This window comes from Curtobacterium sp. SL109, from assembly GCF_026672405.1.
Classification (GTDB): Bacteria; Actinomycetota; Actinomycetes; order Actinomycetales; family Microbacteriaceae; genus Curtobacterium.
In genome coordinates, this window is record NZ_JAPPRB010000002.1 from 863,538 (window position 1) to 878,029 (window position 14,492).

A 14,492-nucleotide genomic window follows, 5' to 3' on the forward strand; every position below is an offset into this window, starting at 1 on the left:
CGAGGATCAGCGCCTGCGGCCGCGGGCATCGTCGGCGGCGACCGGCAGACTGGTCACATGGCCCGATCCTCCGCGAAGTCCTCCGGCACCGACGCCCCGCGCATCACGCTGACCGTCCCGTCCGACCTCACCGACTGGGTCGCAGGACCGGGCGACGTGCTCACCGGCGACCGCATCGACGGGCGTCGGATCGCGTCGCTCGACCTGGCCGGCGAACGGCTGCCCGACCTGGAGATCGAGGAGTGCGTCATCGGCGTCCTGCGAGCCGACGACGCCGACCTGCGCGGGCTGCGGGTGCACGACAGCATGCTCGAGACCGTCGACACCCCGGTGCTCCGGGCATCGAGCAGCTCGTGGAGGGAGGTCCGCATCGCCGGCGGCCGGATCGGCTCCGCCGAGCTCTACGACTCGGGGCTGAACGGCGTCGAGTTCGTCGGCATGAAGCTCGGGTTCGTGAACCTCCGCGGAGCCACGGTGACCGACGTGGTGTTCCGTGACTGCGTCATCGACGAGCTCGACATCGCCGACGCCCGACTGCTGCGCGTGTCCTTCGAGGGCACCAGGATCCGCGCCGCCGAGGGGTCGAACACCCGCATCGAGCACGTGGACCTGCGTGGCGCCGACCTCGACCGGGTCGAGCGGCTCGAGGGCTTCCGCGGTGCGACGATCGGGGCGGACCAGCTGTACACGCTGGCGCCGCTGCTGGCCGCGCAGGCGGGCTACCGCGTGGCCTGAGCTGTTCACCGCGCGGTGTCGACCGACGCCAGCGCCGCCGCCAGGTCCGCCTGCACGAGGTCCCCGTGCACGGCGGCACCCGCCATCGTCCCGGCAGCGGCGGACGCGATGACGGTGACCATCGGCGACGCCACGTTGCCGGCGGCCCACACCCCGGGGACGTCGGTCGCCCCCGTCGGTCCGACCGGAACGGCGCTGGCGATGCGGTGGTCACCCATGAACTGGTCGACCGCGACGAGCCCGAGGCCCTCGAGCCCCTCGACCCGGGCCTCGGCCGTGCTCGCCGTCGCCAGGGCATCGAGCTCCACCACGGAGCCGTCGTCGAGCTCGGCGCCCGACAGACGACCGTCGGACGTGAGGACCCGGGTCACACGGGCGTCCACGATCCTGATCCCTCGGGCTGCGAAACCGGCTCGGGCGGTGTCGTCGGCGAACGCGGGATCGACGACGAACGCGGTCACGTCGTCGCTCAGCGCGCGGAACATCAGCGCGTGGTGCGCGCCGAACGGGGTCCCGACCAGGACGCCGATCCGCCGGTCGCGGATCTCCCACCCGTGGCAGAAGGGGCAGTGCACCACCCCGCGGCCCCACTGCTCCGCGAGGCCGGGCACGTCCGGCAGGACGTCCACGGCGCCGGAGGCGACGACCATGCGTCGGGCAGACGCCTGTTCGCCGGAGTCGAGGGTGACGGTGAAGCCGACCGGGTCGCCGTCCGTCACAGGGCCGGCGGTCGCGGCCACGAGCCTCCCGGCCATGACGGTGACGCCGTACCGGGCGACCTCCTCGCGGCCGGTGCGGAGCAGGTCGGTGGGCGAGGTGCCCTCCTGCCCGAGGTAGTTGTGCACGCCCTCGGCACGGGCGTTGCGGGGTTCGCCGGCGTCGACGACCAGGACGGACCGGCGCGACCGGCCCAGGATGAGTGCTGCGGCGAGGCCGGCGGCTCCGCCGCCGATGACGATGACGTCGTGGGTGTTGGACATGCGCACATGGTGCGACGTTGGTCGCACGACTGGCAAGCCTCGTTGCTGCTCTGGCAACATGGGGTCATGGGACACGACCAGGAGGCTCGGCAGGCATCGCGGACGACGGCACAGGTGGTCGACGGGGTCGGCCCGCGCCTGCGCACGCTCCGGCAGCGACAGGACGTGACGTTGGCGGAGCTCGCGGAGCGGACGGGCATCTCGGTGAGCACGCTCTCACGGCTCGAGTCCGGGCAGCGGAAGCCGACGCTGGAGCTCCTGCTGCCGCTCGCGCAGGCGTACCAGGTGCCGCTCGACGACCTCGTGGGGGCGCCGCGGACCGGGGACCCGCGGGTGCACCTGAAGCCCGAGCGGCACGGCGACCGGGTGGTGGTGCCGCTCACCCGACGGACCGGCGGCGTCCGCTCGTTCAAGCAGCTGTTCCCGCCGAACTCGCCCGGCGGGGAGCCCTCGCTCAGGACACACGAGGGCTACGAGTGGCTCTACGTCCTGTCCGGGCGTCTGCGGCTGCTGCTCGGCGAGCACGACCTCGACCTCGGACCCGGCGAGGTCGCCGAGTTCGACACCCACACGCCGCACTGGATCGGCAACGTGACGGACGAGGTGACCGAGGTGCTCTGCCTGTACGGACCGCAGGGCGAACGGGCCCACGTGCGGTCCCGTCCGGCGTCCTGAGCACGCCCGGCTCATCCGCTGGACGCGGTTCCGAGACCTTCCTGTGACCGTGAGCAGCACGCGGCGACCACCTTGTGACGCACGCCGCTGGTGCAGTGCCCGCGGCGGACGACCGGAAGGCTCATCATGACCACGAACCCACCCGGGAACGACTCCGGGACCCCGATCCACGACCGCACGGCTGCTGCCGACGGGCACGAGATCCACCCCGGTGTGACCGTGCCCGCCTGGGCGGACACCACCCCGCTCGAGGACGGGCGCGATGCCGACCTCCTCGGCCTCGGCGACGACTCGACCTCCTCGGCGGTCCCCGCGAGCGAGCAGCTCCCTGCGACCCCGTCGGCCGCCGGCCTCAGCGGTGCCGGTGCCCCCGGCTCGGCGACCGGCTCGATCGCGGACCACGACCTCCTGCCCGACTCGGGCAGCACCGCCGGCATCTCCGGCGGCCCCTCCTCCGGTGGCTCGTCCTCCGGCGGCTCCGGCTCTGACGCCAAGGCCAAGGCCGACGCGGCCAAGGGTGCAGCACAGGACGTCGCTGGTGACGCCAAGGAGAAGGCCGCGAACGTCGCCGGCACCGCCAAGGAGCAGGCCGCCAACGTCGCCTCCGAGGCGACCGACCACGCCAAGCAGCTCTACGGGCAGGCGTCCGAGAACCTCAAGCAGCAGGCCGGCGAGCAGCAGCAGCGTGCCGCCAGCGGGCTGAAGAGCCTCGGCGAGCAGCTCGGCCGCATGGCGGACAACGACGAGGAGCAGGGTGTCGCCTCGCGCGTCGTCCGCGACCTGTCGGGCCGCGCGTCCTCGGCTGCCGGGTTCCTCGAGAACCGCGACCCGGGCTCCCTCCTCGACGAGGTCAAGTCCTTCGCCGCCAAGCGTCCCGGTGCGTTCATCGCCATGGCCGCCGGCGCGGGCATCCTCGCGGGCCGTCTGACCAAGGCGATCACCACCGAGGTCAAGCACGAGAAGGAAGCCGACGCCACGGGCACCGGCACGACCCACACGCCCGGCACCACCGGCACCACCGGCACCACCGGGACGGGGACCGGCGTATGAGCCATTCCGCCCCCGGTGCCCCCGGGATCGGCGAACCGACCCCCGAGGAACGCGCCGCGACCACTCCGCTCGGTGAACTCCTCACCGACGTCTCGCGCGACATCTCCAGCCTGTTCCGGCAGGAGGTGGCGCTGGCGAAGGCCGAGCTCACCGAGTCCGCGAAGAAGGCGGGAAAGGGCGCCGGCATGTTCGGCGGAGCCGGCCTGACCGCACTGTTCGCCCTGTTGTTCCTGTCGATCGCCGCCTGGTGGGGTCTCGGCTACCTCATCGGCAACGCGTGGTCGGCAGTCGTGATCGCGGTCGTCTACGCGATCGTCGCCGGCATCCTCGCGCTGCAGGGACGCAAGCAGATGAAGCAGATCAAGGGCGCTCCCCAGACCGTGGAGACGGCCAAGGAGATCCCCGACGCACTGAAGCCCAACTCCGGGAGGAACGCATGAGCACGCCAGACGAGATCCGCGCAGAGATCGAGCAGACACGGGGGACCCTCGGGTCCGACGTGGACGCCCTCGCCGACAAGGTGAGCCCGTCATCGATCGCACACCGTCAGACCGAGAAGGTCAAGAGCCGCTTCCAGGGCGTCCGCGACTCCGTCATGGGCGCAGCCGACTCGGCTCGCTCCAGCGCCTCGGGCTCCGCCTCCGGTGCGACCGACCAGGCCAAGGACGCCGCCCAGCGCGGTGTCGAGAAGGCCAAGGGCAACCCGCTCGCCGTGGGGCTCATCGCCTTCGGTGCCGGGTGGCTCGCGTCCTCGCTCATCCCGACCTCGTCGAAGGAGGAGGAGCTGGCCGGTGAGCTCAAGGACCGCGCAGCGCCCCTCGTCGACCAGGTCAAGGAGACGGCGAAGGACGTCGGCTCGCAGCTCGGCGACTCCGCCAAGGAGCATGCGCAGGACCTGAAGGGCACCGCGCAGGACGCAGCCCAGACGGTGAAGGACGAGGCGCAGGGCGCCGCGTCCGACGTCAAGGACAACGCGCAGTCGTCCGCACAGGACGTGCGCGGGGCCTGAGACCCAGCCACACGACGGACGGGAGGCACGGTGCCAGCTGGCACCGTGCCTCCCGTCGGTCGTCCCGCTCGCTGGGTCGGCGGTGATGCTCTCGGGAGTTCGCTGGACGGATGACCGACGCTCCCTCGACCGCAGTCCTGTTCGACATCGACGGCACCCTCGTCGACTCCAACTACGCCCACGTGGACGCGTGGTGGCGTGCCTTCCGGGCGACCGGGCAGTCGGTCGACGCCTGGCGGATCCACCGGCTGATCGGGATGGACGCCTCGCGCCTGCTCGAGGAGCTCGTGCCGGACATGTCGGACGAGGACCGCGACACCGCCAAGCAGTACCAGGCCGCCTACTTCGCCGAGCACATGCCGCGCCTGCGCCTGCTGCCGGGTGCACGCGAGCTCCTCGAGGCCGTCGCGGCCCGCGGACACGCGATCGTGCTCGCGACGAGCGCCCCGGAGAACGAACTCGTCCGGCTGCGCGAACTGCTCGACGCCGAGCAGTGGATCAGCGTCGTGACGAGCGGCGAGGACGTCGAGGAGGCCAAGCCCGCGCCGGACATCGTGCAGGTCGCCCTCGACCGTGCCGGCGTCGACCCGTCGAACGCGATCATGATCGGCGACGCGATGTGGGACGTCGAGACCTCGGCGAAGGTGGGGGTGTCCTGCATCGCGGTGATGACGGGTGGCGTCGGGGGCGACGAACTGCGGAACGCCGGGGCCGCCGCCGTGTACGACGACGCGGCCGCGGTGCTCGCCGACCTCGAGGACGGGCCGATCGGCACACTCGGCCGCTGAGTCGGGTGGCGTCGTTCCTTGGTGTCGACCGGCGTCGCTCGGTGTCGTACCCGCGTGGAAGGATGGTCGATCGTGATCACGATCGAACGCGTCCTCTGGGACGACCCCCGCGCCGTCGTCCTCCGTGCCCGCATGGACGAGGAGATGCACGAGCGGTACGGCTCGGCGAACGCGGACGAGGACCCCGCCGTCACGGCCGAGCGTGACCGTGCCCTGTCGGTGGACCCGTCGTCGGTGATCAGCTCGGTGCTCGCCGTCGACGAGTCCGGTGAGGCCGTCGGGCACATCGCGATCCGTCGACTGCGTGACGAGGTCGAACTGAAGCGCCTCATCGTGCTGTCGTCGGCGCGTGGCAAGGGTGCGGCGACGAAGCTGCTCGACGAGTGCGAGCAGATCGGCCGCGAGCAGGGGGCCGAGCGGTTGATCCTGCAGACCGGCGACCGGCAGCCCGACGCCGTGGCGCTGTACGAGAAGACCGGGTGGCGCGCGATCCCCGTCTACGAGCCGTACCTCGCGACGATGCCGTGGTCGTTCTGCTTCGACAAGGCGCTCTAGGGCTTCGGTTCCCTGGGACGTTGCCGGGCGTGAATTGCACTCTGGCGTGCGGAGTGCAATTCTTGTGCGGTGAACACCGCTGAGCGCACCCGGGTGCTTCGTCGACGCATGGTCGCCGAAGCCCGTCGTGCGACCGTCGAGCACGGACTCACGGGGTTCACGATCGAGCAGCTGTGCGAGTCCGTCGGGGTCTCCCGCCGGACGTTCTTCAACCACTTCGCGTCGAAGGAGGACGTCGTCCTCGGCATCGAGCTGAACGCCGACGTGGAGACGCTGACGGCCTACGCCGCGGGCCAGCTCGTGCCGGTCTCGCTCGACCCGCTCGCCTCGATCGTCGCGCTGGCGATCGAGCAGCTGCGGATCGTCGGGCTGAACCGCGCCGACGAGGTCCTGGTGCGCAAGGTCTTCGACCGCGAGCCGGCCCTGGTCGCACGGTTCCTGTCGGCCACGGACGTCCAGCTCGCGAAGGTGACCGCCGCCGTGCGGGAGCGCTTCGGCTGGACCGTGTCGGACGACCCCCGCGCCCGGCTCGTCACCGAGGCAGCGGCAGGGCTGCTCCGCGTGACCGCCGAGCACTACTTCGACGACGACTTCGACGAGGCCACCGGGCCGACCTTCGACGCGCTGCTCACCACCAACCTCCGCCTCATGCGAGCGGCCATCACCACCGGACCGACCGTGTCCGCGTCCGTCGACCAGGAGAACACCCCATGAGCACCACCGCCTCGCGCACGAAGCGCACCCGTCCCGGCACCGGGGGCGGCGACGGGCCACTCCTGCTGACGCAGCGGCGCATCTGGATCATCTTCTCCGCGCTCATCGCGGGCATGCTGCTCTCGAGCCTCGACCAGACCATCGTGTCCACCGCGATGCCGACGATCGTGGGCGACCTCGGTGGGGTGGCGCACCAGGCCTGGATCACGACCGGGTACCTGCTCGCCTCGACCATCGTGATGCCGATCTACGGCAAGTTCGGTGACCTCATCGGCCGGCGCAACCTGTTCCTCGTGGCGATCGCGCTGTTCACGCTGGCGTCCCTCGGGTGCGCGATGTCGACCGACTTCTGGCAGTTCGTGGTGTTCCGCGCACTGCAGGGCCTCGGCGGTGGCGGTCTGATGATCCTGTCGCAGGCGATCATCGCGGACATCGTCCCCGCCTCGCAGCGCGGCAAGTACCTCGGCCCGCTCGGCGCGATCTTCGGGCTGTCGGCCGTCGGCGGTCCGCTGCTCGGCGGGTTCTTCGTCGACCACATGACCTGGCACTGGGCGTTCTGGATCAACATCCCGGTCGGCATCGCGGCGTTCGCCGTCGCGTGGTTCGCCCTGACGCTGCCGAGCAAGAAGGCCACGAAGCGGATCGACGTCCTCGGGGTCGCGCTGCTCTCGGCCACCACGGCCTGCCTGGTCTTCTTCACCGAGTTCGGCGGCAACCGCCAGCACGGCTGGGATGCGCCGGAGACCTGGGCCTGGGGCGCTGGTTTCCTCGTCGCCGCAGCGCTCTTCGTGTACGTCGAGTCGCGGGCGCAGGACCCGATCATCCCGCTCTCGTTCTTCCGCAACCGCACCTTCGTCACCGCGACGGCGATCGGCTTCGTGCTCGGCCTCGGCATGTTCGCCGCGATCGGCTTCGTCCCGACCTTCCTGCAGATGGCGTCCGGCACCTCGGCCGCCGTCTCCGGTCTGCTGATGCTGCCGATGATGGTCGGGCTGATCGGCACGTCCATCGTGTCCGGCACGCTCATCACCAAGACCGGGCGGTACCGCGCGTTCCCGGTCATCGGCACGATCGTCGTCGGCATCGCGATGCTCGGCATGACGACCCTCGCCGCGAGCACCCCGATCTGGCTGATCTGCGTGTACCTGTTCGTGTTCGGCGCCGGGCTCGGCCTCATCATGCAGGTCGTGGTCCTCGTGGCGCAGAACGCCGTCCCGCCGGAGCAGGTCGGCACCGCCACCTCGACGAACAACTACTTCCGCGAGGTCGGGGCCTCCCTCGGCGTGGCCGTGTTCGGCGCGCTCTTCACCTCGCGCCTGACCGACTCGCTGACCGACGTCTTCCGTGGCGCCGGTGGCAGTGCGTCGCAGGCGGCCTCCGCCAGCGCGAGCATCGACCCGACGCAGCTCGCGAAGCTGCCCCAGGCCGTGCAGGACGGCATCGTCAACGCGTACGCCGACTCCCTGTCGCCGGTGTTCTGGTACCTGCTGCCGTTCATCGCCGTGGCGTTCGTGCTCGCGCTGTTCATCCCGCAGATGCAGCTGGCGGACGTGGCCGGCATGGTCGCCCGCGGCGAGGCCGTCGGCGGGACCGAGGCCGACGAGCTCGAGCGGTCCCGCCGTGCTGGCGCGGGCGTTGGCGCTGCGCCCGCCGAGGCCGCGGAGTCGCGGCGCGACGAGTAGTCGCGAGCACGCTCGGACGGGAGGCCCGGTGCCAGCTGGCACCGGGCCTCCCGTCCGTCGTCGGTGCGGGCGCGCGCTCCAGCGCCCGTGCCTCCCCGCTCCCCACCGCCCGTGCCTCCCCGCTCCCCGCGCTCCCATCCGCCCGACTCGGAACGACAGTGTCGACGTCGTACGACAGCGATGTTGTCGTACGACGTCGGGGCGTGGCCTGACTCTGCGGGTGCGCGACATCGTCGATGTCGTACGACAGCGATGTTGTCGCCCGGAACCGCGCCGCACGGGGAACGCAGGCGCGGGGCCGTCAGGCGCCGGTGCTCGCGCGGGGGACCAGCCGCGTGGGGAGGGCGGGGTCGGGCGCCTCGGTCCCGTCGAGCATCGCGAGGAGCCGGAGCGCCGCTGCCCGACCGAGTTCGGCGCCCGGGAGTGCGACGCTCGTCAGGGCCGGTGCGGTGACGGACGACGACGGCAGGTCGTCGAACCCGGCGACCGCCAGGGTCCCCGGCACGGCGACGCCCCGCTCGGCGGCCACCCGGAGCACCCCGTACGCCAGGGTGTCGGCCGCACCGACGACGGCCGTGACGCCCTCGGCGAGCCAGGTGTCGACGACTGCACCCGCGGCGGTCGCGGCGGCGTCGATCGTCAGGTCGGCCTGGGCCACGACGGACGACACGGTGATGCCCGCCGCCGCGCAGGCCTCGTCGAACAGGGATCGGCGCACGGCGAAGGTCGTCGCGCGCGAGGTCCCGTCGAGGTACCCGACACGATGGTGTCCGGCGGCGGCGAGGTGCGCGACGAGGGCATCGACGCCGGAGGACAGGTCGTAGTTGACGGCGCCGGGGCCTCCCGGAGCGTCGAGCAGCACCACGGGGACGCCGGCGGACATCGACTCGCCGGCGGCCGGTGCGTCCACCAGGATCCCCGCGGGTCGGAGTCGTTCGAACCGGCGGACGTCCGCGTCGACGGGCTGTTCGCCGCGCTCGGTGACCGACAGCACGAGCTGGAACCGGTCACCGACGGTGTCCCGGACGCCGCGGATGACCTCGGCGAAGAACGGGTTCGACAGGTCGGGCGCGATGAGGACCACGAGGTCGCCGCTGCCCCGCGCGAGGGAGCTGGCGGCGTGGTCGACGACGTACCCGAGCTCGTCGACGGCATCGCGGACCCGGGTCGCAATCGGCACGGAGACACGGCCGCGGTCCTTGCCGTTCACCACGAGGGAGACCGTCGCGATGCTCGTCCCGGCTCGTTCTGCGACCATCGCCGCGGTCACGCGTCCGGACACGGCGGAGCGACTTCGCGGGGACGGGGGCACGGCGTCGATGCTACCGAGCGGGGCACTGCACTCGGGTGCCGGGACACCGCTCGACTTGACGTCAAGCGCTTGATGCTGTGTGATGTCAAGCGCTTGACGCGGCGTGCATGGCGCGTCAGGCCCTGACCAACAACCGGGCCCTCGCCCGGACCGCACCCGGGCCCTCGCCCGGACCGCACTCGGGCCCGCCCGGACCGCACCCGGGCCGAACGCCCGTATCCCCGACGAAGTGGAGCACCACCGTGACCGACGCCCCCCGCCAGCCCGAGAAGATCATCCTCGACTGCGACCCCGGTCACGACGACGCCGTCGCGATGCTGCTCGCCCACGGCAACCCCGACATCGAGCTCCTCGCCGTCACCACCGTCGTCGGCAACCAGACGCTGCCGAAGGTGACGCGGAACGCCCTGGCCGTGGCCCGCATCGCGGGGATCACCGGCGTGCCGTTCGCCGCGGGTGCCGCGCGTCCGATCCTCCGCCCGATCGAGGTCGCCCCGGCGATCCACGGCGAGAGCGGCCTCGACGGACCGGTCCTGCCCGAGCCGTCGTTCGAGCTCGACGACCGGCACGCGGTGGACCTGATCATCGACACCGTGATGGCGCACGAGCCCGGCACCGTGACCCTCGTGCCGACCGGCGGCCTGACGAACATCGCGCTCGCGGCACGCAAGGAGCCCCGCATCGTCGACCGCGTGAAGCGGGTCGTCCTGATGGGCGGCGGCGTGCACGTGGGCAACTGGAGCCCGGTCGCCGAGTTCAACATCGTCATCGACCCCGAGGCCGCGTCGATCGTCTTCGACGCCGGCTGGGACGTCGTCATGGTCGGGCTCGACCTGACGCACCAGGCCCTCGCCACCCCCGAGGTCGCCGCGCGGATCGCCGCCGTCGGCACCGGCCCCGCCGCCTTCGTCGGGGAGCTCCTCGACTTCTTCGGCCAGACCTACCGCGACGCGCAGGGCTTCGACGCCCCGCCCGTCCACGACCCCTGCGCCGTCGCGTACGTGATCGACCCGACGATCGTCCGCGCGGTGAAGGTCCCGATCCGCATCGAGACCCAGGGCACGCTGACCCTCGGCATGACCGTCGCCGACTTCCGCGCGCCCGCGCCGGAGGACTGCCGCACGAGCGCCGCGCTCGAGCTCGACCACGGCCGGTTCTGGGACCTCGTCGTGGACGCCCTCGAGCGCATCGGCGAGACGCCCGACACCGGCTGGACGCCCCGCGCCGCCGCCGACGCCGTCGAGGCCGGCCTGACCACGCAGCCGAGCACGACCCGACCCACCATCACGACCACGGAGATCTGACCCACCATGAGCACCCCCTCGACGACGAAGTCGAACACGTCGAAGAAGTCCATCGGCGCGCTGACCGCGGCACTCCTCGCCGCCTGCATCGCATTCCAGCTCAACGCCAGCATGCTCAGCCCCGCGCTGGTCACGATGGCTCGCGAGCTCAAGACGGACGACGCGACGATCGGGCTCTCGCAGACCCTGTACTTCACGCTCGCCGCGCTGTTCTCCCTGTTCCTGCCCCGCCTGTCGGACATCGTCGGCCGGAAGCGCGTGCTCGTCGGCATGCTCGCGGTGATGCTCGTCGGCAGCGTGGTCGCGGCCCTCGCGGTGAACGTGCCGATGCTCTTCGCCGGCCGCATCATCCAGGGCGTCACGGGCCCGGTCGTGCCGATCTGCCTGCTCGTCCTGCGCAACGAGATCACCGACCCGAAGCGCTACGGCGCCGCCCTCGGCCTGCTCACCGCGGTGAACGGCGGCATCGCCGGGATCGACGCCCTGGCCGGCGGCTGGATCGCGACGAACTTCGGCTTCCGGGGCATCTTCTGGGTGATCGCGGTCGTCACGGTCGTCGCCCTGACGCTCGTCACCGTCTGGGGTGTCGAGTCGCGCCCGTCCGCGGGCACCCGGATGGACTGGGTCGGCGTCGTCCCGCTCGTCATCTCGGTGGGTGCACTGCTGACGGCGTTCAACGAGGCCGGCAAGCTCGGCGCCGCGAACCCGGTGCTCGTGGTCGGCGGGATCGTCGTCGCCCTCGCGGCCTTCGCCGTGTTCTGGGCGGTCGAGTCCCGCGTCCGCGAGCCCCTCGTCGAGACGCGGTTCCTCAAGCGCCGGGGCACGTGGGCGCTCCTCGCCACGACGTTCCTCACGATGACCGGTGTCTTCGCGGTCGTGAACGGTCTGGTCACGTCGCTCGCCCAGAACGGCGACGCCGGCTTCGGGATGGAGGCCGACCTCGCCTCCCTGGTGTTCCTCACGCCGTACGCGTTGGTCGGCTGGATCGTCGGACCGTTCGCGGGTCGGCTCGCCCCGACGCTCGGCTACCGCGCGGTGCTGCGGGTGGGGCTCGTCGGCAGCATCGTCGCCACCGTCCTGATGGCCCTCGTCGGCGTGCACTCGCTGCCGGTCCTCATCGCCACCACCGTGCTCATCGGCATCACGTACGCCGGCATCGCCAACATCATCCTGAACGGCCTGGGCATCGTGCTCTCCCCGGAGTCGAACCCCGGGTTCCTGCCTGGTCTGAACGCCGGCGCGTTCAACCTCGGTGCGGGCGTCAGCTTCGCCGTGCTGCCGGCGCTGCAGATCGCGCTCGGGGTCGGCGGGTCCTCGGGCACGGCCGGCTACTCCGGTGGGATGCTGCTCGGAGCCGTCATCACGACCGCCGCCCTGGCGATCTCGTTCCTCATCCCCCGACCGGAGGATGCCGAGACCCCCGCCATCGTCCAGCAGAAGGAGAGCGTCCGATGACCGAGACCATCGTGATCGTCGGGTCGTTGAACGCGGACCTGGTCGTGCGGACGGACCGCTTCCCGAAGCCCGGTGAGACCCTGCACGGATCCGACCTCGCGATCCTGCCGGGGGGCAAGTCCGCCAACCAAGCCGTCGCCGCCGGGAGGCTCGGGGGCACGGTGCGCATGATCGGTGCGGTCGGCGACGACGGGAACGGTGCGCTGCTCCGCGACTCCGTCGCGGCCGCCGGTGCGGACACGACGCACGTCGCCGTCCGGCAGGGGACGGCGACCGGCACCGCCGTCATCACCGTCGACGCCCACGGCGAGAACACCATCGTGATCTCCGGCGGCGCGAACGCCACCCTGACGCCGGACGACCTGCCCGCCGAGGCCTTCCGCGACGCCGCCGTCCTCGGCCTGTGCCTCGAGGTGTCGATCGACGTGGTGCTCGCCGCCGCCCGCGCCGCACACGAGGCCGGCGTCACGGTCCTGACGAACCTGTCCCCGTTCGGCGACGTCCCGCGCGAGCTGCTCGACCTGACCGACGTGCTCCTCGTCAACGAGCACGAGGCCGCCGCACTCGGTGACCACGGCGTCGCCCGGTCGATCGTGACCCGCGGTGGCGACGGCTCGGTCGTCCACGACGGCGACGCCGCGCCCGTCGAGGTCCCCGCGGTGCCCGTCGAGGCTGTCGACACCACGGGGTGCGGTGACGCGTTCATGGGGGCCGTGGCGCTCCGACTCGCTGCAGGTGACACGCTCCTCGAGGCCGCACGGTTCGCCGCCGGTGTCGGGGCCTACGCTGCGACCGGGGCGGGGGCACAGGCGTCCTACCCGACCACGACGCAGCTCGAGGCGTTCCTGCGGGCGTAGGACGAGCCTCCAGGAGGTCCCGGCGGTCTCAGCGACCTCGCTGCGGCCGCTAGCGTTGCGGCATGCGCGTGGGAGTCCTCGACATCGGGTCCAACACCGGTCACCTGCTGGTGGTCGACGCCCACGGCGGCGCCGCGCCGCTGCCGGCGTCCTCCTTCAAGCAGGCGCTCCGACTCGCCGAGCACCTCGACGAGCGGGGCGCGGTGACGCAGGCCGGCATCGACGCCCTCACCGGGTTCGTCGCGGAGTCGGTCCGGGTCGCGGAGGACCGCGGCTGCGAGGACATGCTCGGGTTCGCCACCTCGGCCGTGCGTGACGCGGTGAACTCCGAGGCGGTCCTGGCGCACGTGCAGGACCGGACCGGGGTCGAGCTCGCCGTGCTCTCCGGGTCGGACGAGGCCCGGCTGACGTTCCTGGCCGTGCGGCGCTGGTTCGGCTGGTCCGCCGGACGGCTGGCCGTGTTCGACATCGGCGGTGGGTCGCTCGAGATCGCCGGCGGGGCGGACGAGGCGCCGGACGTCGCGTGGTCGATGCCGATCGGCGCCGCGCGGCTGGCGCGGTCGTTCTTCGCCGACGGGACGCCGACCGAGGACGACGTCCGCCGCCTCCGGCACGACATCCGCGTCGAGATCGCCCGGGACGCCGGCAAACTCCTCCGATCGGGGGTACCGGACCGGGCCGTGGCGACCTCCAAGACGTTCCGCTCGATCGCCCGCATCTGCGGGGCGGCGCCGTCGGCCGCCGGGCCGCTCGTCGCACGCTCGCTGGACGGCGACGTCCTGCGGGCGACGCTGCCGTCGCTGCTGCAGATGTCCGTCACCGAGCTCGCGGCGCTGCCCGGGGTCTCGGCGAGCCGTGCACACCAGGTCGTGCCGGGAGCGCTCGTCGCCGAGGCGTGCCTGGACATCTTCGACCTGCCCGCGCTGGAGATCTGCCCGTGGGCGCTCCGCGAGGGCGTCATCCTCGAGCGGCTCGACCAGCTGTCGGTGTTGGTCTGACGCGGCTCGGCATCGTACCCGGACGCTTTCACCGCTCCGGAGTCGCCTCGTCCTGACGAGGGGCTGACGCAATTCGCTGGCGCCTCGGCTCCGGTTGACGTGAAGTACGAACGGTAATATGTTTACGGTCAAGAACTGGACTGACCTGTTCCGTGGCTGAGGGAAATCATCATGACGCAAACGTCAATCATCGAACTGCCGGATCTCGACTTCAGCGGTCTTGAGGTCTTGTCCGTCCGCGAAGCGGTCGCCGTACCCGAGACCGGGGCGACGAGTGGGAGCAGTAGCTGCACGTCGACATCCTGCTGTGGGAGCAGCTCGTGCTGCTCATCGGGGTCCTGCGGCTGATCCGGCATGCGGGGCTGTCATCTACGTGAC

At 71.8% G+C, this 14,492-nt stretch carries 16 protein-coding genes; 14 read left to right on the plus strand and 2 right to left on the minus strand.

Annotated elements, in window-relative coordinates:
- Positions 1-57 precede the first annotated feature (57 nt).
- Positions 58-735, plus strand: a complete 678-nt coding sequence (locus tag OVA28_RS05610) for a pentapeptide repeat-containing protein (protein WP_268096102.1) — start codon at positions 58-60, stop codon at positions 733-735.
- Between the two features lie 5 nt (positions 736-740).
- Here the strand turns inward: OVA28_RS05610 and OVA28_RS05615 are convergent, their stop codons facing one another.
- Positions 741-1,715 (minus strand): NAD(P)/FAD-dependent oxidoreductase, encoded by a 975-nt coding sequence (locus OVA28_RS05615; RefSeq protein WP_268096103.1) that lies wholly within the window; start codon positions 1,713-1,715, stop codon positions 741-743.
- A gap of 66 nt (positions 1,716-1,781) precedes the next feature.
- Between OVA28_RS05615 and OVA28_RS05620 the strand changes: the two genes are divergently transcribed.
- The 8 genes from OVA28_RS05620 to OVA28_RS05655 all read left to right on the plus strand — a co-directional run bounded on the left by OVA28_RS05620 (position 1,782) and on the right by OVA28_RS05655 (position 8,188).
- Positions 1,782-2,390: a helix-turn-helix domain-containing protein gene (locus tag OVA28_RS05620; protein ID WP_268096104.1), complete on the plus strand. Its 609-nt coding sequence runs from the start codon at positions 1,782-1,784 to the stop codon at positions 2,388-2,390.
- A gap of 126 nt (positions 2,391-2,516) precedes the next feature.
- Complete coding sequence (locus OVA28_RS05625; protein ID WP_268096106.1) at positions 2,517-3,440, plus strand: hypothetical protein; 924 nt, start codon at positions 2,517-2,519, stop codon at positions 3,438-3,440.
- On the plus strand, positions 3,437-3,880 hold the full coding sequence (locus OVA28_RS05630; RefSeq protein WP_268096107.1) for a phage holin family protein: 444 nt from the start codon (positions 3,437-3,439) through the stop codon (positions 3,878-3,880). The genes OVA28_RS05625 and OVA28_RS05630 overlap by 4 nt, the downstream gene beginning before the upstream one ends.
- A complete protein-coding gene (locus OVA28_RS05635; RefSeq protein ID WP_194659844.1) occupies positions 3,877-4,449 on the plus strand; it encodes a DUF3618 domain-containing protein in 573 nt (190 codons plus the stop codon). The genes OVA28_RS05630 and OVA28_RS05635 overlap by 4 nt, the downstream gene beginning before the upstream one ends.
- Before the next feature lie 110 nt (positions 4,450-4,559).
- Complete coding sequence (locus tag OVA28_RS05640) at positions 4,560-5,237, plus strand: HAD family hydrolase (RefSeq protein WP_268096108.1); 678 nt, start codon at positions 4,560-4,562, stop codon at positions 5,235-5,237.
- A gap of 72 nt (positions 5,238-5,309) precedes the next feature.
- Positions 5,310-5,792, plus strand: a complete 483-nt coding sequence (locus tag OVA28_RS05645) for a GNAT family N-acetyltransferase (protein ID WP_268096109.1) — start codon at positions 5,310-5,312, stop codon at positions 5,790-5,792.
- 69 nt (positions 5,793-5,861) lie between these two features.
- Positions 5,862-6,506, plus strand: coding sequence for a TetR/AcrR family transcriptional regulator (locus OVA28_RS05650; RefSeq protein ID WP_194659846.1), 645 nt, complete (start codon positions 5,862-5,864; stop codon positions 6,504-6,506).
- Complete coding sequence (locus tag OVA28_RS05655) at positions 6,503-8,188, plus strand: MDR family MFS transporter (protein WP_194659847.1); 1,686 nt, start codon at positions 6,503-6,505, stop codon at positions 8,186-8,188. Before OVA28_RS05650 ends, OVA28_RS05655 begins: the two co-directional genes overlap by 4 nt.
- 301 nt (positions 8,189-8,489) lie before the next feature.
- Here OVA28_RS05655 and OVA28_RS05660 read toward each other — a convergent pair whose 3' ends face one another.
- Positions 8,490-9,500 carry a LacI family DNA-binding transcriptional regulator gene (locus OVA28_RS05660; protein WP_268096110.1) on the minus strand — a complete coding sequence of 337 codons (1,011 nt, stop codon included), beginning with the start codon at positions 9,498-9,500 and terminating at the stop codon, positions 8,490-8,492.
- Positions 9,501-9,814: 314 nt separating this feature from the next.
- Between OVA28_RS05660 and uriH the strand changes: the two genes are divergently transcribed.
- From uriH to OVA28_RS19195, 5 genes are all read left to right on the plus strand, one after another.
- Positions 9,815-10,804, plus strand: a complete 990-nt coding sequence (gene uriH, locus OVA28_RS05665; protein ID WP_268098157.1) for a uridine-preferring nucleoside hydrolase UriH — start codon at positions 9,815-9,817, stop codon at positions 10,802-10,804.
- Positions 10,805-10,810: 6 nt separating this feature from the next.
- A complete protein-coding gene (uriT, locus tag OVA28_RS05670; RefSeq protein WP_268096111.1) occupies positions 10,811-12,259 on the plus strand; it encodes a uridine transporter UriT in 1,449 nt (482 codons plus the stop codon).
- On the plus strand, positions 12,256-13,116 hold the full coding sequence (locus tag OVA28_RS05675; RefSeq protein ID WP_268096113.1) for a ribokinase: 861 nt from the start codon (positions 12,256-12,258) through the stop codon (positions 13,114-13,116). The genes uriT and OVA28_RS05675 overlap by 4 nt, the downstream gene beginning before the upstream one ends.
- 62 nt (positions 13,117-13,178) lie before the next feature.
- Positions 13,179-14,114 carry a Ppx/GppA phosphatase family protein gene (locus tag OVA28_RS05680; protein ID WP_194659851.1) on the plus strand — a complete coding sequence of 312 codons (936 nt, stop codon included), beginning with the start codon at positions 13,179-13,181 and terminating at the stop codon, positions 14,112-14,114.
- 171 nt (positions 14,115-14,285) lie between these two features.
- Positions 14,286-14,462, plus strand: a complete 177-nt coding sequence (locus OVA28_RS19195) for a thiazolylpeptide-type bacteriocin (RefSeq protein ID WP_194659852.1) — start codon at positions 14,286-14,288, stop codon at positions 14,460-14,462.
- Positions 14,463-14,492 lie beyond the last annotated feature (30 nt).